Source organism: Salibaculum halophilum (assembly GCF_002094885.1).
Lineage (GTDB): Bacteria > Pseudomonadota > Alphaproteobacteria > Rhodobacterales > Rhodobacteraceae > Salibaculum > Salibaculum halophilum.
On record NZ_MSIT01000011.1, the window covers coordinates 70,785 to 92,632 of the forward strand.

Annotated in this window: 24 protein-coding genes; 14 read left to right on the forward strand and 10 right to left on the reverse strand. The window is 69.8% G+C overall.

What is annotated here, in order from left to right:
* The first annotated feature begins 64 nt into the window (after nt 1-64).
* The 8 genes from BU124_RS09295 (at nt 65) to BU124_RS09330 (ending at nt 5,393) form a co-directional block, all read left to right on the forward strand.
* On the forward strand, nt 65-1,027 hold the full coding sequence (locus BU124_RS09295; protein WP_084863000.1) for an aspartate carbamoyltransferase catalytic subunit: 963 nt from the start codon (nt 65-67) through the stop codon (nt 1,025-1,027).
* On the forward strand, nt 1,024-1,455 hold the full coding sequence (locus BU124_RS09300; protein WP_084863002.1) for a hypothetical protein: 432 nt from the start codon (nt 1,024-1,026) through the stop codon (nt 1,453-1,455). Before BU124_RS09295 ends, BU124_RS09300 begins: the two co-directional genes overlap by 4 nt.
* Nucleotides 1,452-2,012, forward strand: a complete 561-nt coding sequence (locus tag BU124_RS09305; RefSeq protein ID WP_084863005.1) for a hypothetical protein — start codon at nt 1,452-1,454, stop codon at nt 2,010-2,012. The genes BU124_RS09300 and BU124_RS09305 overlap by 4 nt, the downstream gene beginning before the upstream one ends.
* The gene (locus tag BU124_RS09310; protein ID WP_084863007.1) at nt 2,009-2,449 is read left to right on the forward strand and encodes a hypothetical protein; all 441 of its coding nucleotides are present in this window, start codon (nt 2,009-2,011) and stop codon (nt 2,447-2,449) included. The genes BU124_RS09305 and BU124_RS09310 overlap by 4 nt, the downstream gene beginning before the upstream one ends.
* The gene (pyrC, locus tag BU124_RS09315; protein ID WP_084863009.1) at nt 2,446-3,717 is read left to right on the forward strand and encodes a dihydroorotase; all 1,272 of its coding nucleotides are present in this window, start codon (nt 2,446-2,448) and stop codon (nt 3,715-3,717) included. Before BU124_RS09310 ends, pyrC begins: the two co-directional genes overlap by 4 nt.
* 72 nt (nt 3,718-3,789) lie before the next feature.
* Entirely contained in the window at nt 3,790-4,398 is a 609-nt protein-coding gene (gene plsY, locus BU124_RS09320) for a glycerol-3-phosphate 1-O-acyltransferase PlsY (protein WP_084863011.1), read from the forward strand.
* The gene (locus BU124_RS09325) at nt 4,395-4,928 is read left to right on the forward strand and encodes a hypothetical protein (protein ID WP_084863013.1); all 534 of its coding nucleotides are present in this window, start codon (nt 4,395-4,397) and stop codon (nt 4,926-4,928) included. The genes plsY and BU124_RS09325 overlap by 4 nt, the downstream gene beginning before the upstream one ends.
* 93 nt (nt 4,929-5,021) lie before the next feature.
* Nucleotides 5,022-5,393, forward strand: coding sequence for a DUF805 domain-containing protein (locus BU124_RS09330; RefSeq protein WP_084863015.1), 372 nt, complete (start codon nt 5,022-5,024; stop codon nt 5,391-5,393).
* 51 nt (nt 5,394-5,444) lie between these two features.
* Here BU124_RS09330 and BU124_RS09335 read toward each other — a convergent pair whose 3' ends face one another.
* From BU124_RS09335 to BU124_RS09345, 3 genes are all read right to left on the reverse strand, one after another.
* Nucleotides 5,445-6,815: a glutamate--cysteine ligase gene (locus BU124_RS09335; protein ID WP_084863017.1), complete on the reverse strand. Its 1,371-nt coding sequence runs from the start codon at nt 6,813-6,815 to the stop codon at nt 5,445-5,447.
* A 97-nt stretch (nt 6,816-6,912) separates the two neighbouring features.
* Nucleotides 6,913-7,422 carry a hypothetical protein gene (locus tag BU124_RS09340; RefSeq protein ID WP_084863020.1) on the reverse strand — a complete coding sequence of 170 codons (510 nt, stop codon included), beginning with the start codon at nt 7,420-7,422 and terminating at the stop codon, nt 6,913-6,915.
* On the reverse strand, nt 7,419-8,135 hold the full coding sequence (locus tag BU124_RS09345; RefSeq protein WP_084863023.1) for a 16S rRNA (uracil(1498)-N(3))-methyltransferase: 717 nt from the start codon (nt 8,133-8,135) through the stop codon (nt 7,419-7,421). The genes BU124_RS09340 and BU124_RS09345 overlap by 4 nt, the downstream gene beginning before the upstream one ends.
* Nucleotides 8,136-8,146: 11 nt before the next feature.
* Here BU124_RS09345 and ubiA point away from each other — a divergent pair, with 11 nt between their 5' ends.
* The 3 genes from ubiA to BU124_RS09360 are packed head-to-tail and all read left to right on the forward strand — an operon-like array spanning nt 8,147 to nt 11,390.
* Nucleotides 8,147-9,112 (forward strand): 4-hydroxybenzoate octaprenyltransferase, encoded by a 966-nt coding sequence (gene ubiA, locus BU124_RS09350; RefSeq protein WP_084863026.1) that lies wholly within the window; start codon nt 8,147-8,149, stop codon nt 9,110-9,112.
* A gap of 57 nt (nt 9,113-9,169) precedes the next feature.
* Nucleotides 9,170-11,083 (forward strand): OmpA family protein, encoded by a 1,914-nt coding sequence (locus tag BU124_RS09355; RefSeq protein WP_084863028.1) that lies wholly within the window; start codon nt 9,170-9,172, stop codon nt 11,081-11,083.
* Nucleotides 11,076-11,390 (forward strand): hypothetical protein, encoded by a 315-nt coding sequence (locus tag BU124_RS09360; RefSeq protein WP_084863031.1) that lies wholly within the window; start codon nt 11,076-11,078, stop codon nt 11,388-11,390. Before BU124_RS09355 ends, BU124_RS09360 begins: the two co-directional genes overlap by 8 nt.
* A gap of 207 nt (nt 11,391-11,597) precedes the next feature.
* Here the strand turns inward: BU124_RS09360 and BU124_RS09365 are convergent, their stop codons facing one another.
* Entirely contained in the window at nt 11,598-12,566 is a 969-nt protein-coding gene (locus BU124_RS09365; RefSeq protein ID WP_084863033.1) for a zinc-ribbon domain-containing protein, read from the reverse strand.
* 177 nt (nt 12,567-12,743) lie between these two features.
* On the opposite strand from BU124_RS09365, the gene BU124_RS09370 reads away from it, so the two are divergent.
* The 3 genes from BU124_RS09370 to BU124_RS09380 are packed head-to-tail and all read left to right on the forward strand — an operon-like array spanning nt 12,744 to nt 15,051.
* Complete coding sequence (locus BU124_RS09370; protein ID WP_084863036.1) at nt 12,744-13,415, forward strand: cell division ATP-binding protein FtsE; 672 nt, start codon at nt 12,744-12,746, stop codon at nt 13,413-13,415.
* On the forward strand, nt 13,415-14,317 hold the full coding sequence (locus BU124_RS09375; protein WP_179141894.1) for a cell division protein FtsX: 903 nt from the start codon (nt 13,415-13,417) through the stop codon (nt 14,315-14,317). Before BU124_RS09370 ends, BU124_RS09375 begins: the two co-directional genes overlap by 1 nt.
* Nucleotides 14,314-15,051: a lysophospholipid acyltransferase family protein gene (locus BU124_RS09380; protein ID WP_143529940.1), complete on the forward strand. Its 738-nt coding sequence runs from the start codon at nt 14,314-14,316 to the stop codon at nt 15,049-15,051. Before BU124_RS09375 ends, BU124_RS09380 begins: the two co-directional genes overlap by 4 nt.
* 153 nt (nt 15,052-15,204) lie before the next feature.
* Here BU124_RS09380 and BU124_RS09385 read toward each other — a convergent pair whose 3' ends face one another.
* From BU124_RS09385 to BU124_RS09410, 6 genes are all read right to left on the reverse strand, one after another.
* Nucleotides 15,205-16,617, reverse strand: coding sequence for a 3'-5' exonuclease (locus tag BU124_RS09385; protein ID WP_084863042.1), 1,413 nt, complete (start codon nt 16,615-16,617; stop codon nt 15,205-15,207).
* A 1-nt stretch (nt 16,618) separates the two neighbouring features.
* Nucleotides 16,619-17,137, reverse strand: a complete 519-nt coding sequence (locus tag BU124_RS09390) for a hypothetical protein (RefSeq protein ID WP_084863044.1) — start codon at nt 17,135-17,137, stop codon at nt 16,619-16,621.
* Between the two features lie 3 nt (nt 17,138-17,140).
* Nucleotides 17,141-18,961: a DUF294 nucleotidyltransferase-like domain-containing protein gene (locus BU124_RS09395; RefSeq protein WP_084863046.1), complete on the reverse strand. Its 1,821-nt coding sequence runs from the start codon at nt 18,959-18,961 to the stop codon at nt 17,141-17,143.
* A gap of 75 nt (nt 18,962-19,036) precedes the next feature.
* Complete coding sequence (locus tag BU124_RS09400) at nt 19,037-20,824, reverse strand: sodium:solute symporter family protein (RefSeq protein ID WP_084863048.1); 1,788 nt, start codon at nt 20,822-20,824, stop codon at nt 19,037-19,039.
* 4 nt (nt 20,825-20,828) lie between these two features.
* Nucleotides 20,829-21,089, reverse strand: a complete 261-nt coding sequence (locus BU124_RS09405; RefSeq protein WP_084863050.1) for a DUF4212 domain-containing protein — start codon at nt 21,087-21,089, stop codon at nt 20,829-20,831.
* A gap of 59 nt (nt 21,090-21,148) precedes the next feature.
* Nucleotides 21,149-21,835: an adenylate kinase gene (locus BU124_RS09410; protein ID WP_084863053.1), complete on the reverse strand. Its 687-nt coding sequence runs from the start codon at nt 21,833-21,835 to the stop codon at nt 21,149-21,151.
* Between the last annotated feature and the right edge of the window lie 13 nt (nt 21,836-21,848).

The window sequence follows — 21,848 nt, forward strand, 5'->3', positions numbered from 1 at the left end:
ACCTATAACCGCCCCAGTCCCGCCCACGGCACGGACAACCCGGCACGGACAAGGGGAAGACGCCATGACCTTCCGCGCGGAGCACCTCTTGGGGATCGAGCATCTCTCGCCCGAGGACATCACCGTGCTTCTGGACCTTGCCGACCATTACGCCGAGCACAACCGCCAGGGCCGCACCCGCCGCGACGTGCTGGAGGGGCTGACCCAGATCAACATGTTCTTCGAGAATTCCACCCGAACGCAGGCGAGTTTCGAGATCGCCGGAACGCGGCTGGGCGCGGACGTGATGAACATGGCCATGCAGGCCAGTTCGGTGAAAAAGGGCGAGACGCTGATCGACACCGCGCTCACGCTCAACGCCATGCGTCCCGATATCCTGGTGGTGCGGCATCCGCAGTCCGGCGCGGTCGACCTGCTGGCGCAGAAGGTCGAATGCGCGGTGCTCAACGCCGGGGACGGGCGCCACGAACACCCCACCCAGGCGCTGCTGGACGCGCTGACAATTCGCCGCCACCACGGCCGGCTGCACCGGCTGTCCATCGCCATCTGCGGCGATATCGCGCACAGCCGGGTGGCGCGCTCCAACATCCTGCTGCTGGGCAAGATGGAAAACCGCATCCGCCTTGTCGGCCCGCCCACGCTGATGCCCGCGCAGGTTGCCGAGTTCGGCGTCGAGGTCTACCACGACATGGCCGAGGGCCTGCGCGACGTCGACGTGGTGATGATGCTGCGCCTGCAGCGCGAACGCATGGACGGCGGCTTCATCCCCTCCGAACGCGAGTATTTCCACCGCTACGGGCTGGATGCCGAGAAACTGGCCCATGCCGGGGCGGATGCCATCGTCATGCACCCCGGCCCCATGAACCGCGGGGTCGAGATCGACGGAACCATCGCCGACGACATCAACCGCAGCGTCATCCACGAACAGGTCGAGATGGGCGTCGCCGTGCGCATGGCCGCGATGGACCTGCTGGCGCGCAACCTGCGCGCCCGCCGCGGGGCCGAGGCCGCCGGAGTGATGGTATGACCGCCCGCGCCGGCGGCCCGGCCCTGCAGGACGGGGAAGCGGTGATCTTCGATCATGTGCCGTCGCTGCGCGCCTTCCAGCTGACGGCGCTGGGGATGCTGGGGCTGACGCTGCTGCCGGTCGCGGCCTTCGCGGCGGTCTTTCCCGACAGTTTCTGGCCGGCCGTGCCCGTTTTCGTGACCTGCATGATCCTGCTGCAGGAACGATTTCGCCTGGGCCGTCACCGCGCCTGGATCACGGCGCAGCGCATCATACTGCAAGAGGGCGAGGAGGTCGCGATGACGGTGGTGGACCGGGCCGAGCCGCGCGGCACCGGCGTGCGCGTGTCCTGCCACGGTGGCGCGCGCCGGGGGCTGCGGCTTTCCTACGTGCGCGATCGGCCCGCGCTGGCGCAGGCGATCAACACCGCCGCGGCGGAGGCATCATGACCGACCAACTGGCGATACCGGCGGCCGCGGTTCGCACCGTCTGGGTCTTCACCGCGGACCTGGCCGAGGCGGAGTTGGCGGGGTTCCGCGGCGCGGATGACGCCCCCGGGCCTGACCGGGCCACGCCGCTGGAACAGGCCGTCGGCGCCGGGCGGCTGGCCCCCTCGCACGTGGAGCTCTTCATGGCCGAGGCCCTCGCCGATTACGGCCTGGCCGATTACCTTGTCGAGGCCAACGGCATGGACCCGGCGAGCGTCGATCCCGACCGCGCGCGGCTTGACGGGCTGACCGGGCCGGTGCTGCTGGTGCTGTCGGGCGCGCTGGCCGAGGGTATCGACCGTCTGGCGCCCAGCGCGCCGCTGACGCTGGTCGGCCGCTACACCGAGACCCCGGATTTCACGCTGCGCCCGCCGCTGCGAACCGACGCCGCCAGCGGGGCGATCGGGGATGCGCCCGCCAAACGCCCCTCGGACGCGGCCATGTCCGGGCGGATCGCGACGCTTGCGTTGCTGGTGCTGTTCGCTCTGGTCGGCGTGATGATCTGGGTGGGGGCATGAGCGACTATCAACTGACACCGACGGTCGCGCTGGCCCCGGATGAAACCGTGCAGGCCAGTTTCACCGCCGACCGCATGACCTACTGGCGCGACATGGCCTGGATGGCGGCGGTCGCCATGCTGGCGGGCATGGGCGTGCTCTGGGCCATTGGCAACCCGCATGTCTGGACCGGCGCCATCGGCGGGCTTGCCGCCATCGCCCTGCGCGGCTGGTATGTCATGAGCGACGAGATGGGCGTGCGTTGGGACCTGACCGACCGGCGCCTGCTGGGCCCGGCCGGCCGCGACATCGCCCTGGGCGAGATCGAGACGGTGCGCCGGTTGGGCTCGGCGGTGCAGGTGGTCACCGCGTCGGGCGACAAGCACCTGATCAAGTACCAGGCCGACGCGCCCGCCGTCATGGTGCGGCTTCAACGTGCAAAAGGGGGGCCGGGATGAAAATGCTGATCGAGAATGCCCGGCTTGTCGACCCCGAGGCCGGCAGCGAGACCCCGGGCGCGGTGCTGATCGAAGGCGCGCGCATCGGCGACGTGATCACCGGCGACACCGCCGGGATCGAGGCCGCCCGCGTCGACGCGGGCGGCGCCTGCCTGGCCCCCGGGATCGTGGACATCGGCGTGAAGGTCTCCGAGCCGGGCGAGCGCCACAAGGAGAGCTTTGCCAGCGCGGGCCGGGCGGCCGTGGCCGGGGGCGTTACCACCATCGTGACCCGCCCCGACACGCAGCCGGCCATCGACACGCCGGAAACGCTGGAATTCGTCGAACGCCGGGCCAGCGCCGACACGCCGGTCACGGTGTTGCCCATGGCCGCCCTGACCAAGGGCCGCGCGGGCCGCGAGATGACCGAGATCGGCCTTTTGATGGACGCCGGCGCCGTGGCCTTTTCGGATGCCGACCGGGTCGTGACCGACACGCGGGTCTTTGCCCGCGCGCTGACCTACGCGCGCTCACTCGACGCGCTGGTGATCGGCCATGTGCAGGACCCGGGCCTGTCGGCAGGGGCGGCAGTGACCAGCGGCAAGTTCGCCGCGCTGCGGGGGCTGCCGGGGGTGTCGCCCATGGCGGAACGCATGGGGCTGGACCGCGACATCGCCCTGCTGGAGATGACCGGCGCCACCTATCATGCCGACCAGATCACCACCGCCCGCGCCCTGCCTGCGCTGGCACGGGCCAAGCGCAACGGGCTGGACATCACCGCCGGGGTCGGGGTGCATCACCTGACGCTCAACGAGTTGGACGTGGCCGACTACCGCAGTTTCTTCAAGCTCAAGCCGCCGCTGCGCGCCGAGGACGACCGCCAGGCCGTGGTCGAGGCGCTGGGCGCGGGGCTGATCGATGTCATCTCGTCCATGCACACCCCGCAGGACGAGGAATCCAAGCGCCTGCCCTTCGAAGAGGCCGCCAGCGGCGCCGTGGCCCTGGAAACCCTGCTACCGGCCGCGCTGCGGCTGGTCCATGCCGGCGCGCTGAGCCTGCCGCAGTTGTTCCGGGCCTTGTCGCTGACCCCGTCGGCGCGGCTCGGGTTGGAGACCGGCCGCCTGGCCCGGGGCGCCCCGGCGGACCTGGTGCTGTTCGACCCCGACGCCAGCTACCGCCTCGACCGGGCCGCGCTGCAGTCGAAATCGCGCAACACGCCCTTCGACGGGGCCATCCTGCAAGGCCGGGTGCTGGGCACCTGGTCGGGGGGGCAGCGTGTTTTCGGCTGAGCGGGGCGGCGCCCCGTGGACGGGGCGCAGGCGCTGCGTCGACGCAGCGCCCCCCGCCCCGCGGGAGGTGCCATGCCCGAGATCGTGACACCTGTTCCCCTGCTCGGCTTCTGGGCGCTGATCGGCTATCTCGTGGGGTCGATCTCGGCCGGGCTGCTGATGGCGCGGCTCTTCGGGCTGGGCGACCTGCGCCGGATCGGCTCGGGCAATATCGGGGCCACGAATGTGCTGCGCACGGGCAACCGGGTCGCGGCGGCGCTGACGCTGGCGCTGGACGCGGGCAAGGGTGCCATCGCGGTTTTCCTGGCGCGCGCCTTTGTTGCAGGCGACGCGGTGCAACTGGCCGGGCTGGCGGCCTTCCTGGGGCATTGTTTCCCGGTCTGGCTGGGCTTTCGCGGCGGCAAGGGGGTGGCGACCTTTCTCGGCACGCTGCTGGCGCTGGCCTGGCCGCTGGGTCTGGCGGCCTGCGCGACCTGGGCAGCCACGGCGGCGGTGTTCCGCATCTCGTCGCTCTCGGCGCTGGTGGCGGCGGTGCTGGCGCCGCTCTGGGCGGCGCTGCTCGGGCGGGCGGACCTGGCCCTGCTGTGCGGCGTGCTTGCCGCGGTGATCCTTATGCGCCACGCCGACAACATCCGCCGCATCCTGTCAGGGACCGAAAAACGGATCGGAGACAAATCATGAGATCCCTGCCCCTTTGTCTGGCCCTTGGCCTGTCGCTGCTGCCCGGGTCGGCAGCCGCGCAGCCCGATATCGCCCACTGGACCGAGACCTACCCGGCCGTGGCGCGGATCATCACCGAAGCGCGCGCCGAATGCCGCGCTTTCGGCGAAGACGCACAGCTGATATTCGAGCCGGGCGCGATCACCGCCGATGACCTGGACGGCGACGGCGCGCGGGCCGGGAGCGGCGACTGGGACGACGTGGTCGTGGATTTCAACCACATCTTCTGCAACCGCGCGCTCAGCTTCCGGCACGGCACTGGCGGGGCGCCGGTCTATTTCCTGGCCGACGGGCAGCACGTCGCGGCCTGGACGACCTTCGGCTATCGCGTGGTGCGCCTCTCGGCCGGCTATCCGGCGGTGATCCTGATCGACCGGCACGGCAGCCTTTGCGACGGCACCGGGGTCGATCCCTGCGTGCAGGCCATCGTTGTCAGCGATGGCGCCTTTTACACGCCCTTGGCCGATCACCGGGTCGAGAGCGACGAATAGCCCCGCCCCGCGACAATTCGTCATTGACCTGCCACCCCGCGATGGCGAAGTCTGGCAGCGACATTCTGACGTTGTCACAACGGAGTTCCATTCATGGATTTCACAACAGCCGTCCGCACCGCGCTGCTCGAGCGTTACGCGGATTTCCAGGGCCGGTCCAGCCGGTCCGAGTACTGGTGGTTCGTTCTTTTCAACATCCTCGTGCAGGTGTTCTTGAACCTGCTGGTAAGCATGGCTGCGGCCTTTGCCTTCCTGTCTCTGATCGTCTTGCTCGGCCTGCTGATCCCGGGCATCGCGGTCGGCGTGCGCCGTCTTCACGACCTTGGCAAGAGCGGTTGGTGGCTGCTGCTGGGCTTCGTCCCCATAATCGGTGCGATCGTGCTGATCTACTGGTTCGTTCAGCCCGGTGAGGATCGGGCCAACGCGTGGGGCAATAACCCGCTCGGCCCGGTCAACCCGGCCTGACCCTTCGCATGAGGGACCCCGGCCGGTCGCGCGGGCGGCCGGGCGGGGCGCTCAGTAGCTGAACTCCTTGTAGATCCGGGTCAGGTCGCCGCCCCAGTCGTCGTGGTAGGCCTCGAGCAGTTCGTCCGCCGGGGCTCTGCCGGTTTCAATCGTGTCCTCCAGCGCGTGCAGGAAGTGGCGCTCGTCCACGACCATGCCGCCAAGCCCGGGCCGGGCGCGGGCCTTGAGCCCGCCACGGGCGATATCGACGACCTCGCGCGCGAGGTCCTGCATCGCGCGGCCGCCAACGCGGGCCTGCAACCCGTGAACAGCAGCCTCGACGCGCCAGGCCTCGCGCGTCTCGGCATCCCAGTCCTTGACCAGGTCCCAGGCGGCGTCCAGCGCGCCCTGGTCATACATCAGCCCCACCCAGAAGGCGGGCAGGGCACAAAGCCGCCGCCAGGGGCCGCCGTCGGCACCGCGCATCTCGATGAATTTCTTGATGCGCGCCTCGGGAAAGATCGTGGTCAGGTGATCGGCCCAGTCCGACAGCGTCGGCACCTCGCCGGGCAGGGCGGGCAGCCGGCCGTCCAGGAAATCGCGGAAGGACTGGCCGAGCGCGTCGATATAGCGGCCGTCGCGATAGACGAAATACATCGGCACATCGAGCGCGTAGTCGACCCAGCGCTCGAAGCCCATGCCGTCGTCGAACACCCAGGGCAGCATGCCCGTCCGGTCCGCGTCCAGGTCGCGCCAGATGCGGCTGCGCCAGCTCTTGTGGCCGTTCAGCCTGCCCTCGAAGAAGGGAGAATTGGCAAACAGCGCCGTGGCCACCGGCTGCAGGGCCAGGGCCACGCGCAGTTTGCGGACCATGTCCGCCTCGGACTCGAAGTCGAGGTTCACCTGCACGGTGCAGGTGCGATACATCATCTGGGTGCCATGTGTGCCGACCCGGCCCATGTAGTCGGTCATCAGCCGGTAGCGCCCCTTGGGCATCATCGGCATGTCGCCATGCGTCCAGACCGGGGCGGCACCGAGGCCGATGAAACCCGCGCCGATCTCGTCGGCGATGTCCTTGACCTCGCGCAGGTGGGTGTTCACCTCGTCGCAGGTCTGGTGGATCGTCTCCAGCGGTGCGCCCGACAGTTCCAGTTGCCCGCCCGGCTCAAGAGAAACATTGGCGCCCTCCTTTTCCAGCCCGACGATGTTCTCGCCCTCGAAGACCGGCGCCCAGCCATAGCGAAAGCGCAGCCCCTCCAGCATGGCCTTGATCGAGCGTTCGCCGTCATAGGGCAGCGGGCGCAGGGTGTCGGTGCAATAGCCGAACTTTTCGTGCTCGGTGCCGATGCGCCAGTCGGACCTGGGCTTGCAGCCCGCTTCGAGGTAGGCGGCAAGCTGGTCGCGGCTCTCGATGGGGCCGCCGCCGGACTGGGGAATGGACATGGGCGCGCGCCCCTCTCATTTCTGCAATTGTCGCGACGCTTGGTGCATCGCGCCACCGGGCAAGTCAATGCACGCCGGCTGTGCGTTTCGGCGCGGATCAGCGCAGCCTGCGCGCCCCGGGCGCCGCGCGCGTCCAGAGCGTGCGCGCCTCGGGTCCGGGCCGGTCGAGCGCCTGCAGCAGGTGATCCAGCCCGACCCCCGGCAGCGCCGCGAAGACGTCGAAGAGCGCATCGGCCCCGCGCGCATCGGCGGGAATGGTCAGGCGGCTGCCGTCCGCGCCCACCAGCACCCAGTCTGGGCCGCCGGGGTGCAGTTCCAGCCGGGCGAGCGTGTCCATGTCCATCAACCCGCCGGCCTCGGGGCCCATGTAGGCGACGCGGCGCTCGCGCACCGTGACGATGCCCGGCCCGTCGCCGGCGCGGCGGAACCGCCCGCGCTGGACCCCGGTAATGACAAGCGCCATCCCGGCCACGACCAGCGCCCAGCCCAGCCAGCGCAGGATGCCGAAAGCGGCCAACCCCCAGTAGAGCCCCAGTGCCGCCACGCCCAGCCCGATCAGCGCCTCGCGCCAGCGCAGCAGCAGGGCCTTGATCTCGGGGCGGATCACCAGTCACCGTGTGCGTTCTGCCACAGGGTCAGCGCCGCGACCGCCGCCGTGTCGGCGCGAAGGATGCGCGGGCCCAGCGACACGGCGGTGGCGCAGTCCATCGCCTGCAGCCGGGCGCGTTCGCCGGGGGACAACCCGCCCTCGGGGCCGATCAGGACCGCCGCCGGAGCGCGCAGGGCCGCCGGCAGGCCATCCACGGCCCCGATCCGCGCCTCGTCACAGACCATAAGCGCGCGGGCGCCGTCCCAATCGGCCAGCAGCCGGTCCAGCTTCACCGGGTCGGCCACCTCGGGCACATAGGTGCCGCCCGATTGCTCGGCCGCCTCGACGGCGTGCGCCTGCAGGCGGTCCACCCGCACCCGCTCGGAATTGGTGTGATCGGTCAGCACCGGGCAGATGCGCCGCGCGCCCATCTCGGTGGCCTTCTCGACGATGAAGTCGGTGCGCGCCTTCTTGACGGGGGCGAAGAGCAGCCAGAGGTCGGGCGGTGCCTGCAGGGGGCGGGTTTGCACCAGGCTGGTCAAGGTACCGCGCCGCTTGGCGGCCTCGGTCACTTCGGCGTCCCATTCTCCGTCGTGCCCGTTGAACACGGACAGCACCGCCCCCGCGCCCAGGCGCATCACCCCGAAAAGGTAATGCGCCTGATCGCGGTCGAGGGGAATGGTTTGCCCCGCCCCCAGCGGGTGATCTACATAAAGCCGGACCTTGGACATGCGGGGACACTATGACCGGGACGCCCGAGACGCCAGAGCAGGCTGGCACCGTCGCAGATGCCTATCGCGGCAATTGGGTGGACCGTCGTGCGCCCGCGCCGACGCGGCCCTACCTGCGGCTGAGCCGCGCCGACCGGCCCATCGGCACATGGCTGCTGCTGCTGCCGTGCTGGTGGGGGCTCGCGCTGGCCATGCTGCAGACCGGGCGCGCGGACTGGGGCGATGCCTGGATCGCGCTGGGCTGCGCCGTCGGCGCCGTGCTGATGCGCGGGGCCGGCTGCACCTGGAACGACATCACCGACCGCGACATCGACGGCGGGGTCGCGCGGACACGGTCGCGGCCCATCCCCTCGGGCGCGGTGAGCCCGCGCGGCGCGCTGATCTGGATGGCGGCGCAGAGCCTCGTCGCACTGTTGATCCTGCTGACCTTCAACCTGAACGCGATCCTGCTGGGGGTGCTGGCGCTGGGGCCGGTCTGCGTCTATCCCTTCGCCAAGCGGTTCACCTGGTGGCCACAGATCTTCCTGGGGCTGGCCTTCAACTGGGGCGCGTTGCTGGCCTATACCGCCCATTCGGGCAGCCTCGGCTGGCCGGCCGTGGCGCTCTACCTCGCGGGGATGGGCTGGACGCTGTTCTATGACACCGTGTATGCCCATCAGGACGCCGAGGACGATGCCCTGATCGGGGTCAAGTCAACCGCGCGGTTGTTTGGCGCGGCCACGCCGCGCTGGCTGCGCCGGTTCCTGGTGGCCACGGTCAGCCTGATGGCGCTGGCGGTGATCCTCGCCGGCATCGACCGTTCGGTCCTGGCGCTGGTGGTGGCGCTGGGCGGGCCCTGGGCGATGGGCTGGCACCTGCTGTGGCAGCTGCGGCAATTCGACCCCGAGGACTCCCCCGGCCTGCTGCGGCTGTTCCGCTCGAACCGGGACGCCGGTCTGATCCCCCTGCCGTTTTTCGCCGTCGCCCTGATGCTGTGATTGAACCCCGCCGGGCGAGGGCCTATGCAGTCGCGACCCTGCCCAAGTCGAGGACCCATGCGTCTGTCGGAGCTATTCATTCGTGTCGCCGTCTTCGCGTTGGCAGCGGTGCTCTGCGTGGTGGCGGCGCGGACGGCGGTGCAGACGGTCGAACGGACATCGGTCGCGGCGGTGGAGTCCGCCCTTGGGGATCGCGGGCTGGGCTTTGCCTCGGTGATCGGCGACGGGCTGCAGATCGTGCTCGAGGGCGAGGCGGGCAGTGAGGCCGAGCGGTTCCGGGCGATCTCCACAGCCGGCCGACAGGTCGACGCCAGCCGCGTCATCGACAACATGTCCGTCGCCGATCCCAACGGGGTCGCGCCGCCGGAATTCTCGATGGAGGTGCTACGCAACGACAGCGGCATCTCGGTGATCGGGTTGATCCCGGACGCGACCGACCGCGCCGGGCTCAACGCCAGACTGCAGGACCTGGCCGAGGCGCCCGACGACGTCGCCGACCTGCTGGAGACCGCCGACTACCCGCGCCCCGCCGGATGGGAGCCGGCGGTCGACTATGCCATGCGCGCGCTGGCCGCCCTGCCGCGATCCAAGGTTTCGGTTCGGGCGGGCCGCGTCACTGTCGAGGCCATTGCCGAGTCCGACACCGAGAAGGCCCGGCTGGAGCGGGACCTCGCGCGCAACCGCCCCGAGGGGGTCGAGGTCGACCTGCAGATCATGGCCCCGCGCCCGGTGATCACGCCCTTCACAACCCGGTTCGTCAAGGATGACACAGGTGCGCGCTTCGAAAGCTGCCTGGCAGACACGCCCGAGGCCGAAGAGCGCATCGTCGCCGCCGCCCGCGATGCCGGGGCCAAGGGGCGCGTGGGCTGCACCCAGGCGTTGGGCGCGCCCTCGGGGACCTGGGCGCAGGCGGTGGAGCGATCCATCGCGGCGGTGGCCGACCTTGGCGGCGGGACCGTGACGCTGTCGGACGCCGATATCACGCTGGTCGCACCGCAGGGAACCGAAGAAGACCGGTTCGACAGCGTGGCCGGCGCCCTGGAGAATGCCCTGCCGGATCTCTACGCGCTGGAGGCGGTGCTGCCGCGGGCGCCCGAGGACGCCCCCGAGGGGACGCCGCAGTTCATTGCCACGCTCAGCCCCGAGGGGATGGTCCAGCTACGCGGACGGGTCTCGGACCCCTTGTTGAACACAACGGCCGAGAACTATGCCCGCGCGCGGTTCGGGTCCGACGACATCACCATGGGCACACGCGTGGTCGAAGGGCTGCCCGAGGACTGGAGCGTACGCGTCCTGGCCGGCCTCGACGCGCTGTCCGCGCTGTCCAACGGGGCGGTCGTGGTCGAACCCGGCCGCGTCGCCGTGCGCGGCAAGTCCGGCGACGAAGACGCCGGGGCCAAGGTGTCGCGCCTGCTGATCGACAAGTTGGGCGAGGATCAGGATTTCGAGATCGACGTCACCTATGTCGAGGACCTGGACCCGATCGCGGCCATGCCGACGGATGAAGAGTGCCTGGCGCAGATCCAGACTGTGACCGCCGATCGCAAGATAACCTTCGAGCCGGGATCGGCCACGATTTCCGGCCCGGCCATATCGGTGGTGGACGACATCGCCGACATCCTGCGCCGCTGCGCCGACCTGCGCATCGAGATCGCGGGCTACACCGACAGCCAGGGCCGCGAGGTCATGAACCAGCGCCTGTCAAAGCAGCGCGCGCAGGCGGTGCTCGCGGCGCTGCGAATGCGGCGGGTGCCGACATCGAGCTTCCGCGCCGTGGGCTACGGCGAGGAAAACCCGATCGCCGATAACGACACCGAAGAGGGCCGCGAGGCCAACCGCCGGATCGAGTTCTCGCTGATCGAGCCGGAGGGCGCGGACAGCACGGAAGAAGACGCGACCGCTGCGGCGACGGATGACGGGGACGGCGGCGAAGGCGGCGAAGATGCCGCGACGGGAGAGACGGATGAATAGAACGGAGTTCATCATCGCCACGGCGATCGTGCTGTTCGTGGCCTTTTCGCTGGGCTGGTTCGCGAACTGGCTGATCAACCGGTTCACGCGGGTCAGCAAGTCCGAGGTCGGCGAATTGGACAAGATGGCCCAGGCCCTGCACGAGGCCGAGGAGACGCGCGACCAGGCGATCACCTACCTGCAGCAGCGCGAGGCCGAGATGACCAACCAGATGGCCCAGACCGAGGCGGAACTGCGCGCCGCCATGGACGGGCTGCGCGCCGCCCGCGCCGAGGCCGAGGACCTGCGTAGCCGGCTGGAGCGGTAGTCCAGGGCGATCGGCTGGCGCGACCGGCGCGACCCGGCAAGACCCAACCGGTCGATATACCTGAACAGGGCGCTGATCGCGCGGCGCCCTGGTGCCGTGTCCTGCTGCCGGTGTGGGCAGCCGGGGGTGGTGGATGTTGGCACCCTGCACGGGCGGTCGAACCGCTGTCGATGAAGCGCAGGGTCGTGGCGATCGGGCGCCGTGCCCTTACTCGGGCGCTGTGTCCGGGGCCTCGGGCGTGGCGGGCGGATCGGGCGAGACATCGGGGGCTGCCTCCGGCGGTGCCGCGGGGCCGCTATCGGTGCCCTCCATCGCGGCCGTCAGGTCTTGCAGGGTGAGGTCCAGCCAAAGGCGCCACGCGTCGACCTGCGCGACATAGGCCGTCAGCGGATCGGCCAACTGCGGCACCCGCGCGCCGATCTGCGGGGCGAAGGCATAGGCCAGGGCGGCCAGGACGGCCAGGCCGACGACAAGCAGGAACCCGAGCCGGAAACCGCCCGATTTCCGCGGCGGCTCCGATTCTTCGGCAGGCGCGGCGGTGACCTCGCCGCCCGAGCGCAGGGTGGAGTTGATCTCGTCGATGTCGGGCAGCATGTCGCGGCGGCTCTGGTCCTGCTCGGGTTGCGCGGCGACCGTGGCCGCGGCGGCCGCGGCGGTGGCGGCAGGACCACGGGGTTCGGAGGTGTCCTGCCCGCGCAGCCGGGCCATGCGGCGGCGCGCCTCGGCACCGCGCTGGTCCTCAGGCGTGGCGCTGTCGTCAAGGCCGAGGTCGGGTTGATTTTCGAGGGCCGCCGCCTCGGCCCGACGGGCGGCTTCCTCGCGCTCGCGTTCCTCGCGCAGGATGTCGGCAACCTCCGGGTCGAGGGTGCGGCGCTCGGGCCGGCTTGGCGATTCGGGCGCCTGATCGGACGCGGGGTCCGGTTCCGGTTCCGCCTCCGCGGCAGCGTCCGGCGTGGGGTCGGGATCAGCCGCGCGCCAGTCATCGGACTCCGGTGCATCGGCCTCGTCCGGTGCGGGGACCGCGTCCGGTGCGGGCGTTGCCGTCGTGGCCACCGTGCCCGGCTGTTCAAACCAGGTATGGCCGCAGTTTGAGCATTGCACGTCCCGGCCGCTCTCCGGGATGACATCGTCGGCAACCTCGTATTCTGCGCCGCAGTTGGGGCATGCCAGCCGCATTTGTCGGCTCCTTTCCCCGTGCCGGGGCCTGTTTCTGCTCTTGCCGCGAAAGCCTACCCGCAGGCCGCTGGCGGCGCAAAGTATTTGCGACCTGCGGGGCCGAGGCGGATTTCCCCCGTGGCCAATTGCATACAGATGGCTTTTCCGCCAGAACATCGCCAAGAGGGGGAGACGGGCGTGATCGAGCTGGACAGTGTCGCATACAGCTACGGCGGCGGGGAGTTGTTTTCCTCGGTTTCGCTGTCCCTCGCGCCGGGGTCGTTCCACTTCCTGACCGGCCCGTCCGGGGCCGGCAAGACCACACTGCTCAAGCTTTGCTACGGCGAGTTGACGGCCACCTCGGGCCATGTCCGCCTTTTCGGACGCGACACCCGCGCGCTGGGGCGTGACGGTATCGCGCAGCTGCGCCGCCGCGTCGGCGTGGTGCACCAGGATTGCCAGTTCCTCGATCACCTGCCCGTGGCCGAGAACATCGCCCTGCCGCTGACCGTCTCGGGGCGCGAGACCGCCCCCGATGACCTGGACGCGCTGCTGGGCTGGGTCGGGCTGCGCCGGCAGGCCGGGCAGCTGCCGCCCGAACTCTCTGGCGGGGAACGCCAGCGCGCCGCGCTGGCCCGGGCCGTCATCATGTCGCCGGACGTGATCCTGGCCGATGAACCCACCGGCAACGTCGACTGGGATATGTCCCAGCGGCTCTTGACGCTGCTGATCGAATTGAACCGTCTTGGCAAGACCGTGCTGATCGCCAGCCATGACCTGGCGCTGATCCGGGCCGCCAAGTCCGAGGTCGAGGTGCGGGTACTGCGCCTCAAGGACCGGCGCGTCCAGGCCGCGGGGGCGCACCTGTGATGGAGCGGCTGCGCCGAATGCTCGGGCTGATGGCCGGTGATCCGCAAGCCGACCGGGTGGTGCCGCCCACCGGGTTCACCGCGCGGCTGACGGTGCTGTCGGCGGCGGCCATGGCCTTTCTGGCGGTCTTCGCTCTGGCCATGTCGCTGGCAACGGGGCGGCTGGCCGATCGCTGGTCACAGGAGCTGGCGCGCACCTCGACCCTGCGCATCTCGGCGCCCGCGGACCAGATGCAGGCACAGACCCGGGCCGCCGTCGAGGTGTTGCAGACGACGCCCGGCGTCGCCGAGGCGCGGCCCCTGACAGCCGACGAACAGCGCGCCCTGCTGGACCCGTGGTTCGGCCCCGACCTGCCGGTCGAGACGCTGCCGATCCCCAAGCTGGTCGAGATCGTGGAAGAGGGCGCGGGCTATGACCCGGCCGGATTGCGCGCGCGGCTCCAGGCCGAGGTGCCGGGCGCCGTGCTGGACGATCACGGACGCTGGCGCGACCCGCTGTTGCGCGCGGCGGGGCGGCTGCGGCTTCTGGCCGGGGTCTCCATGGGCCTGATCGCGCTGACCATGGCGGCGATGATCACCCTGGCGGCGAATGCGGCGCTGGCGGCCAATGCCCAGGTGATCCGGGTTCTGCGGCTGGTGGGTGCGCGGGATACCTACATCGCGCGGGCCTTCGTGCGCCGCTTCACCCTGCGCGCCCTGAGCGGGGCAGCCGCCGGCACGCTGCTGGGGGCGCTGGCGGTTTGGGCCTTGCCCGAAGCGGACGTCGCGGGCGGTTTCCTGACCGGGCTGGGGTTCCAGGGCTGGCACTGGCTGCAGCCGCTGCTGATCCCGCTCCTGGCGGCGCTGGTCGCGTTCTTCGCAACCCGGCAGGCGGCCCTGCGCAGCCTGAAGGAGCAATCCTGATGCAGCTCGTTCAATGGCTGCGCTCGCTCGTCTTCGTCGTGGTCATCTACGCCGCGATGATACCTTATGGCCTGATTTATCTTCCGGCGGCGCTGCGCGGCCGCGACGGGGCCATCGCCGCCTGCCATGCCTGGTGCCGTTTCGTGAAACGGGCCGCGCCCTGGATGGTCGGCATCCGCACCGAGGTGCGCGGGACGCCGCCGGCCGGGGAATGCCTGATCGCCGCCAAGCACCAGAGCTTCCTCGACATCATCCTGATCTATTCCAGCGTGCCGCGCGGCAAGTTCATCATGAAGACCGAGCTGACGAAGGCACCGATCCTGGGGTGGTATGCCCTGCGCATCGGCTGCGTGCCGGTTGACCGGGGCAAGCGCGCGCAGGCGGTGCAGCGCATGGTGGCCGACGTGGCCGCGGGCCGGGCTGACCCGGGGCAATTGATCATCTACCCGCAGGGCACGCGCATCACACCGGGGGTGAAAGCGCCCTACAAGGTGGGCACTTCGGTGCTTTATACCGAGTCCGGTCAGCCCTGCGTGCCGGTGGCCTGCAACGTGGGCCTGTTCTGGCCGCGCAAGGGGATCATGCGCCGGCCTGGCATCGCGGTGGTGGAGTTCCTCGACCCGATCCCGTCGGGCCTGTCCGGCCCCGATTTCATGAAGACGCTGGAACGCCGGATTGAAGACAGGTCCGATGCCCTGATGGCCGAGGCCTGCGTTACGGTGATCGCGTCATGACCCCGAGGAAAGGCATGGTCCTGCTGCCGGGAGCCGAGAACGTGGTACGGGTGACCTGAAACGCGATCGTCAGCGCCGATCCCGAGGTTACCGGCCAGGTCCTGCAGCAGGGCCGGAGCCCCAGCGGCGGGCACCGCGTGACGCCGTGATAGGCTAGGCGTTCAGGTCCTCCAGCAGCCGGCCGTGACGGCCGGTTTCCTGCACCAGCTGGCCGAAGGTCCCGATCCCCTTGCCCTCCAGCAGCGGCAGCAGCTTGACCAGCGCTTCGGCCGTGGCGCGGGCATCGCCCAGCGCGGTATGGCGCAGATCGGACGGGAGGGTCACGTCCAGCCGCGCACAGAGCGCGTCCAGCGAGTGCTCGGCGTTGGTGCCGAAAACCACCGCCGACAGCAGAACCGTGTCCACCACCGGATGGGGCCATTCGACACCCATCTCAGGGGCGAACCGGCGCAACAGCCCGATGTCGAAGGGCGCGTTGTGCGCGACAAGAACCGAGTCGCGCGCGAAATGGTGCAGGGCGCGGCCCGCCGCGCCGATGTCCGGGGCGCCCCTGACGTGATGGTCGCCGACCTTGTGTATCCGGGTCGCGGCGGGCGGGATCGGGCAGCCGGGATCGACATAGGTGTCGATCTCCTCACCCTCAATGATGCGGCCGCCCAGAACCCGCACGGCGCCGATCTGAACGATGGCGTCCTGCGCCACCGACAGCCCTGTGGTTTCCGTGTCGAAGGGCACGAAGCTCAGGTCGCGCAACGGGGTGTCGGAAATTTCCTGTGTCCCGGGGCTTGTCATCAGGTCGAAATCGAACACCAGCGGACGCGGGGCCGGTTGCGGGTGGTCCCGCGCCGCCACCTCGATGAAGACGATGAACCCGTCGTCGCCGAGCGCCTTGACCCGCGCGTCATGGGCCGTTGCGCCGGTGGGGTCCGGCAGGTCGAACGCGGCTTCCGGCGTCTCGGGCGACAGCCTATCCATCGCGGCCCGCAACGGGGCGAGGTCGTAGTAATCCGCCAGCGGTGCCTTCAGGCGCGGCGGCGCGACCCGCGCGAGGACATCGGCCGCCTGCGCATCGTAGAGGACGATTTCCAGCGACGGGTTCAGCAGGATCGTGGCCAGCGGCATTTCCGTCAGCAGGGCGGTCAGGCGGTCGGATTCCGACCGCAGGCGCCGGGTTTCCTGTGCGACATGCGCCGCCGAGTCCATGACCGTGCTGCTCACGCTCTCGGTCAGGGCCTGCGCGGCCGGGGCGAGGTCGCCGAGATAGCGCGCCGCCTCGGCGTCGACCGCGCTGTCGACGCCCGCATGGGCGCGCAGGCGCAGCGAGGCCGACAGCGTGTTGATCGGCTTGGCGACGTATTCGTCGAACAACAGCCACACGCCCAGGGCCAGCCCGGTATTGACGAAGGCGAAGACGACGAAGGCGGTGACGAAGGGCGCGGTCGGCAGCGCCGCCTCGGCCCGCGACCAGCCCAGCCAGAGCGCCCCGGCCGCCAGCGCCGCCCCGCCGGCCGCCAGAAGGCAGAAGAACAGGAAGATCCGCAGGCGCAGGCCGAGGCGTGTCAGCATGTCAGCCCTCGCAGACGCGTCTCAGGATCGGGTCGTCGTCGGGCATGGTTTCCCAGTCGGCGTCGGCCACGCGGCCGTCTTTAGCAAAGGCCGCCCCGTCGATCAGCAGGGCCGCGCGCCCCTCGGTGCAGTCGAACAGCATCGGTGCCTGGTTGACCGGCGACCAGCGCCCGAAGAAATAGAGATCGGCCATGCGCTGGCCGGGCAGGGCGGGGTTGCGGCGCAGGGTGCCGGTGTCGACGGCGACGAACCGCTTGGTATAGGGCCAGATCTGCGTCCAGGGCCGCAGCCAGCCGTGTTCCTGCACGGTGCGCGCGATCTCCACGCCCTCGGGCAGGCGATCCGCGGTGCGGTCGAACCAGGTGTATTCGTTCGAGATCGTCATCGCGATCATCCCGGCCCCGGCGGCCACGGGCATCAGCCAGCGCGGCAGCCGGCGCCCCGCCAGACGGTTCGCGACCATGACGATCCCGGCGCAGGCGATCCCGGCGAAGACTGTGGCGATCAGTTCGACAAACATGGCTTATCCTATCGCGCCCTTGCCCGACCCTGCCGCAGATTGCATCGTCTTGACCACCACGAAGGCGTCGCGCAGGTGGCTGCGCTCGAAATCCGACAGGTCGGACGGGTCGAGAAAGTTGTCCGGGGCCTTGCCCGCCTTGATCTGGGCGGCTTGGTGGTCCAGCCGCATCGTGGCGATCAGGTCGTAGGCATCCAGCAGGTCCGCGCCGCCTGATTTCGACAGCACGCCGGCCGCGATCGCGGCCTCGAGCCGGGCGCGGGTGTTCACCGGGCGCAACCGGCCCTGCAGGGTCTGCACCCGGCCGAGGTCGACCACGGGGACGACGCCGTTCATCTTGAGGTCGAGCCGGTTGCGGTGCTCGCCTGACCGGATTGTCGCCAGCCCGCGCAGCAGGCCCAGCGGCGGCTGGTGCTTGAGCGAGTTCGCGATCATGTGCGCGGTGAAGATCGAGTTTTTCGCCGCCGCCGCCAGCGTCTCGGCCTGCAGGCCCGCAAAGAGGCTGGCATCACCGCCGATGGGGCGCAGGTCGAACATGACCGAGGCCAGCATCTGCGCCTCGTGGTCGGGCTTGGCGATCCAGCCGGCGAAGTAGTCGCGCCAGACCCGCAGCGGCTGGCACCAGCGCGGGTTTGTGGCCATCATGTCGCCGGGGCAATGGTAGTATCCGCACCGGTCCAGCCCGTCGCTGACGAACCGCGCGAGGGCGGCGAAATAGGGCATGTCGGCCTCGGTCACGTCGTCGGACAGGATCAGGCAGTTGTCCTGGTCGGAGACGCCTGTCTGCTCCTGCCGGCCTTGGCTGCCGCAGGCCAGCCAGAGGTAGGGCACGGGAGCCGGACCCAGCCGGGCCTCGGCCAGTGTCAGCAGGCGGCGCGTGGCGGTATCGGCGATGTCGGTGATCAGGCGGGTGACGACCTCGTGGCGGTTACCGGTCTCGACCAGTTGCAGCAGTAGCGCGGGGATCTGTGCCGTGGCGCGGGCCATCTCGTCGGCACTGGCGGCGCGGGCCACGCTGCCCACGAGATCGGCCGAGGACATGGCCTGCGCGCGGGTCAGGTCGGTCTGGGTGACGATGCCGTGCAACCTGTCGCCCGCCACGATGGGCACATGGCCGATGCCGCGCTCGACCATCAGGTGCAGAACGTCCGAAACCAGCGCATCGGGGGCGAGGGTCAGCGGCGCCGCGGTCATGATGCCTGCGACCGGGGCCTCGGGGGCGTGCCCGCCGACGATGACCCGGCCGGTCATGTCGCGCAGGGTGACGATGCCGCGAAAGGCATCGCCGTCGCAGATGCAGACCGACGAAATCCGGCGGTCATGCATCTGCCGGGCCGCATCGCGGATCGGCGTATCCGGGGCGCAGGCCACCGGGTCGCGGGTCATCAGCCGTTCGACCGGCAGGGTCGCCACGCCCTTGTCGCGGCCCCGCTCCGGGCGGCGCCGGTCGAAGAAGCGCGCGACGGCGGCATGGGTGTCGATCAGTTCGAAAAAGGTGTCGGCGTCAATCGCGATCAGCCGCGCCGGGGCCTGGACCGTCGCGGTGCGGCTGGCCGCATCGCCGCGCAGCAGGGCGCGTTCGCCGAAGGAATTGCGGGTGCCCAGAATGGAAAGCTGAACGCCGGTGCCGTCGGTGATCTCGACCTCGCCCTCGGCGACCACGTAGAGGTGGCGCACCGTGTCACCGACCTCGAAGACCGTGTCGCCAACGGCGACATCCAGCGTCCGGGCCTGCCCGGCCAGGTCGGCCAGCGCCGCATCTGGCAGGCTGTCATAGGGATGCACCGAGGCGAGAAACTGCGTCAGGTCGGGGGGCAGCGGCATGGGGCTGGGCCTTGCAAGAGGATGTCCTGCCCGCAACAGCGCGGGCAGGACGGGTTTTGCGGCAGGGCGGCCGGGCTAGTGCCCGTCGGTGGCCGTCCCGGCCCCGCGCGGGATGCGGACGCTCTGGACGAGGTCCTTGATCTCCTGCGGGGGTTCCTTGGTCATGCTGCTGACCACATAGGCCACCGCGAAGTTGACCATGGCCCCGACCGCCCCGAAGGAGGTGGACTTGACCGGCCCCAGCAGCGGGTCCGCATCGGTGAACATGTTGGTGTCGGGGATGAAGAACCAGCCCTTGTGCAGGAAGATGTAGACCAGCGTCACCACGAGGCCCGACAGCATCCCGGCGACCGCCCCGGTGTTGTTGATGCGGCCGAAAAAGATCCCCATCATCAGCGCCGGAAAGATCGAGGCCGCCGCAAGTCCGAAGGCCAGCGCCACCGTCTGTGCCGCGAAGCCCGGCGGATTGAGCCCCAGCAGGACCGCCACCACGATCGCCGCCGCCATCGAGATGCGCGCCGCCAAAAGCTCGTTCTTCTCCGACATGTTCGGCGTCAGCTGCCCCTTGAGCAGGTCGTGGCTGACGGCCGAGGAGATGGCCAGCAGCAGCCCCGCCGCGGTGGACAGCGCCGCCGCCAGACCGCCCGCGGCGACCAGGCCGATGACCCAGCCGGGCAGGTTGGCGATCTCGGGGTTTGCCAGCACCAGGATGTCACGGTTGAAGTTGGTCAGCTCGTTGCCCTGCCAACCGTTGGCCTCGGCCTTTTCCTGCAGATCGTCGTTGGCGTCGTTGTAGTACTGGATGCGCCCGTCGCCGTTCTTGTCTTCCCAGCCCAACAGGCCGGTCTTTTCCCAGGTCGCCATCCAGGCATACTCGGGATCGGTCTCGATTGCCTCGACGCTGACCGCCTGCGCATCCGTGCCATTGGGCCACATCAACTCGGAGATGTTCAGCCGGGCCATCGCCCCCACGGCCGGGGCCGTCAGGTAAAGCAGCGCTATGAACACCAGCGTCCAGCCCGCCGACCAGCGCGCGTCGGACACCCGCGGCACCGTGAAGAACCGCATGATAACGTGGGGCAGTCCCGCGGTGCCGATCATCAGCGACAGGGTGAAAAGCACCATGTTGATGGTCGAGCCATGCGCGGCGGTGTATTCGCGAAAGCCGAGGTCGGTGACGATCTGGTCCAGCTTGGCCAGAAGCGGCTCGCCCGAGGCGGTATGCTCGCCGAACAGACCCAGCGCCGGGATCGGGTTGCCCGTCAGCTGCAGCGAGATGAAGATCGCCGGGATCGTGTAGGCCATGATCAGCACGCAGTACTGCGCCACCTGCGTGTAGGTCACGCCCTTCATGCCGCCGAAGACGGCATAGGCGAAGACCACGCAGGCCCCGATCATCAGGCCCCAGAAGGCGTCGATCTCGAGGAAGCGGCCGAAGGCCACGCCGACCCCCTGCATCTGCCCGATCACATAGGTGATCGAGGCCACCAGCAGGCAGACGACGGCCACCATTCGCGCGGTCTTCGAGTAGAACCGGTCGCCGATGAACTCGGACACCGTGAACTTGCCGAACTTGCGCAGGTAGGGCGCCAGCAGCAGCGCAAGGAGCACGTAGCCGCCCGTCCAGCCCATCAGGAAGGAACTGTTGTCATAGCCGGTGAAGGCGATCAGGCCCGCCATCGAGATGAAGCTGGCCGCCGACATCCAGTCGGCCGCCGTGGCCATCCCATTGGTGACCGGGTGCACGCCGCGCCCGGCGGCGTAGAATTCCGACGTGGACCCGGCCCGGGCCCAGACGGCGATGCCGATGTAGAGCGTGAAACTCGCGCCCACGAACAGCAGGTTCAGTACGAATTGGTCCATTGGTTCATTCCTCTTCCACGCCGTGTTCACGGTCGAGCTTGTTCATGCGCCAGGCGTAGAAAAAGATCAGCGCCAGAAAGACGAGGATCGATCCCTGCTGGGCGAACCAGAAGCCGAGGTCGGCCCCGCCCACGGAAATTCCTGCCAGCATCGGGCGCAGAACGATCCCGAAGCCGAAAGAGACCAGCGCCCAGATGGCGAGGCTGATCAGGATGAAACGCACATTGGCGGACCAATAGGCGTTGTTGTCGTTGTCTTGGGACATGGAATTTTCCCCCTCCTTTTCCCGTTCACCGGCCCGGACGGGCCGGCCTGTGGCGTGGCTCAGGCGGTGGCCCGGGTCACGACCGCGGTCAGTTCGGTCGCGATCTCCTCGATCGCGCCCATCGCATCGACGCGTTCCAGCGCGCCGGCGGCGTCGTAATAGGCGATCAGCGGCGCGGTCTGCGCGTGATAGGCCTGCAGGCGTTGCGCGACCGTGGCCGCGGTGTCGTCGGCACGCCGCCTCATATCCGTTGCGCCGCATTTGTCGCAGGTCCCCGGCACGGCTGGCGGCTTGAAGCTGTCGTGATAGCCCTCGCCGCAGCTGCCACAGGTGACGCGCCCCGAGATCCGCTCGATCATCGCGGCGTCCTCGACCTCCAGGCTTACGGCGGCGTTGACCCGCTGGCCGCTGTCCGCAAGCAGCGCGTCCAGCGCCTCGGCCTGCACGGTGGTGCGCGGGACCCCGTCGAGGATCACGCCGGTCGCGCAGTCGGGCTCGGCCAGCCGGTCGCGCAGGATGGCGAGGACGATCTCGTCGCCCACCAGTTCGCCGGCCTCCATCACCGCCCGCGCCCGGTTGCCGGCCTCGGTTCCGGCCGCGACGGCGGCGCGCAGCAGGTCGCCGGTGGACAGTTGCACCAGCCCGTGGCGCTCCTGCAGCATCCGCGCCTGCGTGCCCTTGCCCGCGCCCGGCGGACCCAGCAGGATCAGCACGGGCGGGGCACCTTTGGTGTCCGTTCCGTCCATCAGCCCTCTCCCC

Bases quoted from the DNA above. Each gene is read 5' to 3' on its own strand.
- BU124_RS09295 (WP_084863000.1), top strand. From the start codon at position 65: ATGACCTTCCGCGCGGAGCACCTCTTGGGGATCGAGCATCTCTCGCCC.
- BU124_RS09300 (WP_084863002.1), top strand. From the start codon at position 1,024: ATGACCGCCCGCGCCGGCGGCCCGGCCCTGCAGGACGGGGAAGCGGTG.
- BU124_RS09305 (WP_084863005.1), top strand. From the start codon at position 1,452: ATGACCGACCAACTGGCGATACCGGCGGCCGCGGTTCGCACCGTCTGG.
- BU124_RS09310 (WP_084863007.1), top strand. From the start codon at position 2,009: ATGAGCGACTATCAACTGACACCGACGGTCGCGCTGGCCCCGGATGAA.
- pyrC (WP_084863009.1), top strand. From the start codon at position 2,446: ATGAAAATGCTGATCGAGAATGCCCGGCTTGTCGACCCCGAGGCCGGC.
- plsY (WP_084863011.1), top strand. From the start codon at position 3,790: ATGCCCGAGATCGTGACACCTGTTCCCCTGCTCGGCTTCTGGGCGCTG.
- BU124_RS09325 (WP_084863013.1), top strand. From the start codon at position 4,395: ATGAGATCCCTGCCCCTTTGTCTGGCCCTTGGCCTGTCGCTGCTGCCC.
- BU124_RS09330 (WP_084863015.1), top strand. From the start codon at position 5,022: ATGGATTTCACAACAGCCGTCCGCACCGCGCTGCTCGAGCGTTACGCG.
- BU124_RS09335 (WP_084863017.1), bottom strand. From the start codon at position 6,815: ATGTCCATTCCCCAGTCCGGCGGCGGCCCCATCGAGAGCCGCGACCAG.
- BU124_RS09345 (WP_084863023.1), bottom strand. From the start codon at position 8,135: ATGTCCAAGGTCCGGCTTTATGTAGATCACCCGCTGGGGGCGGGGCAA.
- ubiA (WP_084863026.1), top strand. From the start codon at position 8,147: ATGACCGGGACGCCCGAGACGCCAGAGCAGGCTGGCACCGTCGCAGAT.
- BU124_RS09355 (WP_084863028.1), top strand. From the start codon at position 9,170: ATGCGTCTGTCGGAGCTATTCATTCGTGTCGCCGTCTTCGCGTTGGCA.
- BU124_RS09360 (WP_084863031.1), top strand. From the start codon at position 11,076: ATGAATAGAACGGAGTTCATCATCGCCACGGCGATCGTGCTGTTCGTG.
- BU124_RS09365 (WP_084863033.1), bottom strand. From the start codon at position 12,566: ATGCGGCTGGCATGCCCCAACTGCGGCGCAGAATACGAGGTTGCCGAC.
- BU124_RS09375 (WP_179141894.1), top strand. From the start codon at position 13,415: ATGGAGCGGCTGCGCCGAATGCTCGGGCTGATGGCCGGTGATCCGCAA.
- BU124_RS09385 (WP_084863042.1), bottom strand. From the start codon at position 16,617: ATGCTGACACGCCTCGGCCTGCGCCTGCGGATCTTCCTGTTCTTCTGC.
- BU124_RS09390 (WP_084863044.1), bottom strand. From the start codon at position 17,137: ATGTTTGTCGAACTGATCGCCACAGTCTTCGCCGGGATCGCCTGCGCC.
- BU124_RS09395 (WP_084863046.1), bottom strand. From the start codon at position 18,961: ATGCCGCTGCCCCCCGACCTGACGCAGTTTCTCGCCTCGGTGCATCCC.
- BU124_RS09400 (WP_084863048.1), bottom strand. From the start codon at position 20,824: ATGGACCAATTCGTACTGAACCTGCTGTTCGTGGGCGCGAGTTTCACG.
- BU124_RS09405 (WP_084863050.1), bottom strand. From the start codon at position 21,089: ATGTCCCAAGACAACGACAACAACGCCTATTGGTCCGCCAATGTGCGT.
- BU124_RS09410 (WP_084863053.1), bottom strand. From the start codon at position 21,835: ATGGACGGAACGGACACCAAAGGTGCCCCGCCCGTGCTGATCCTGCTG.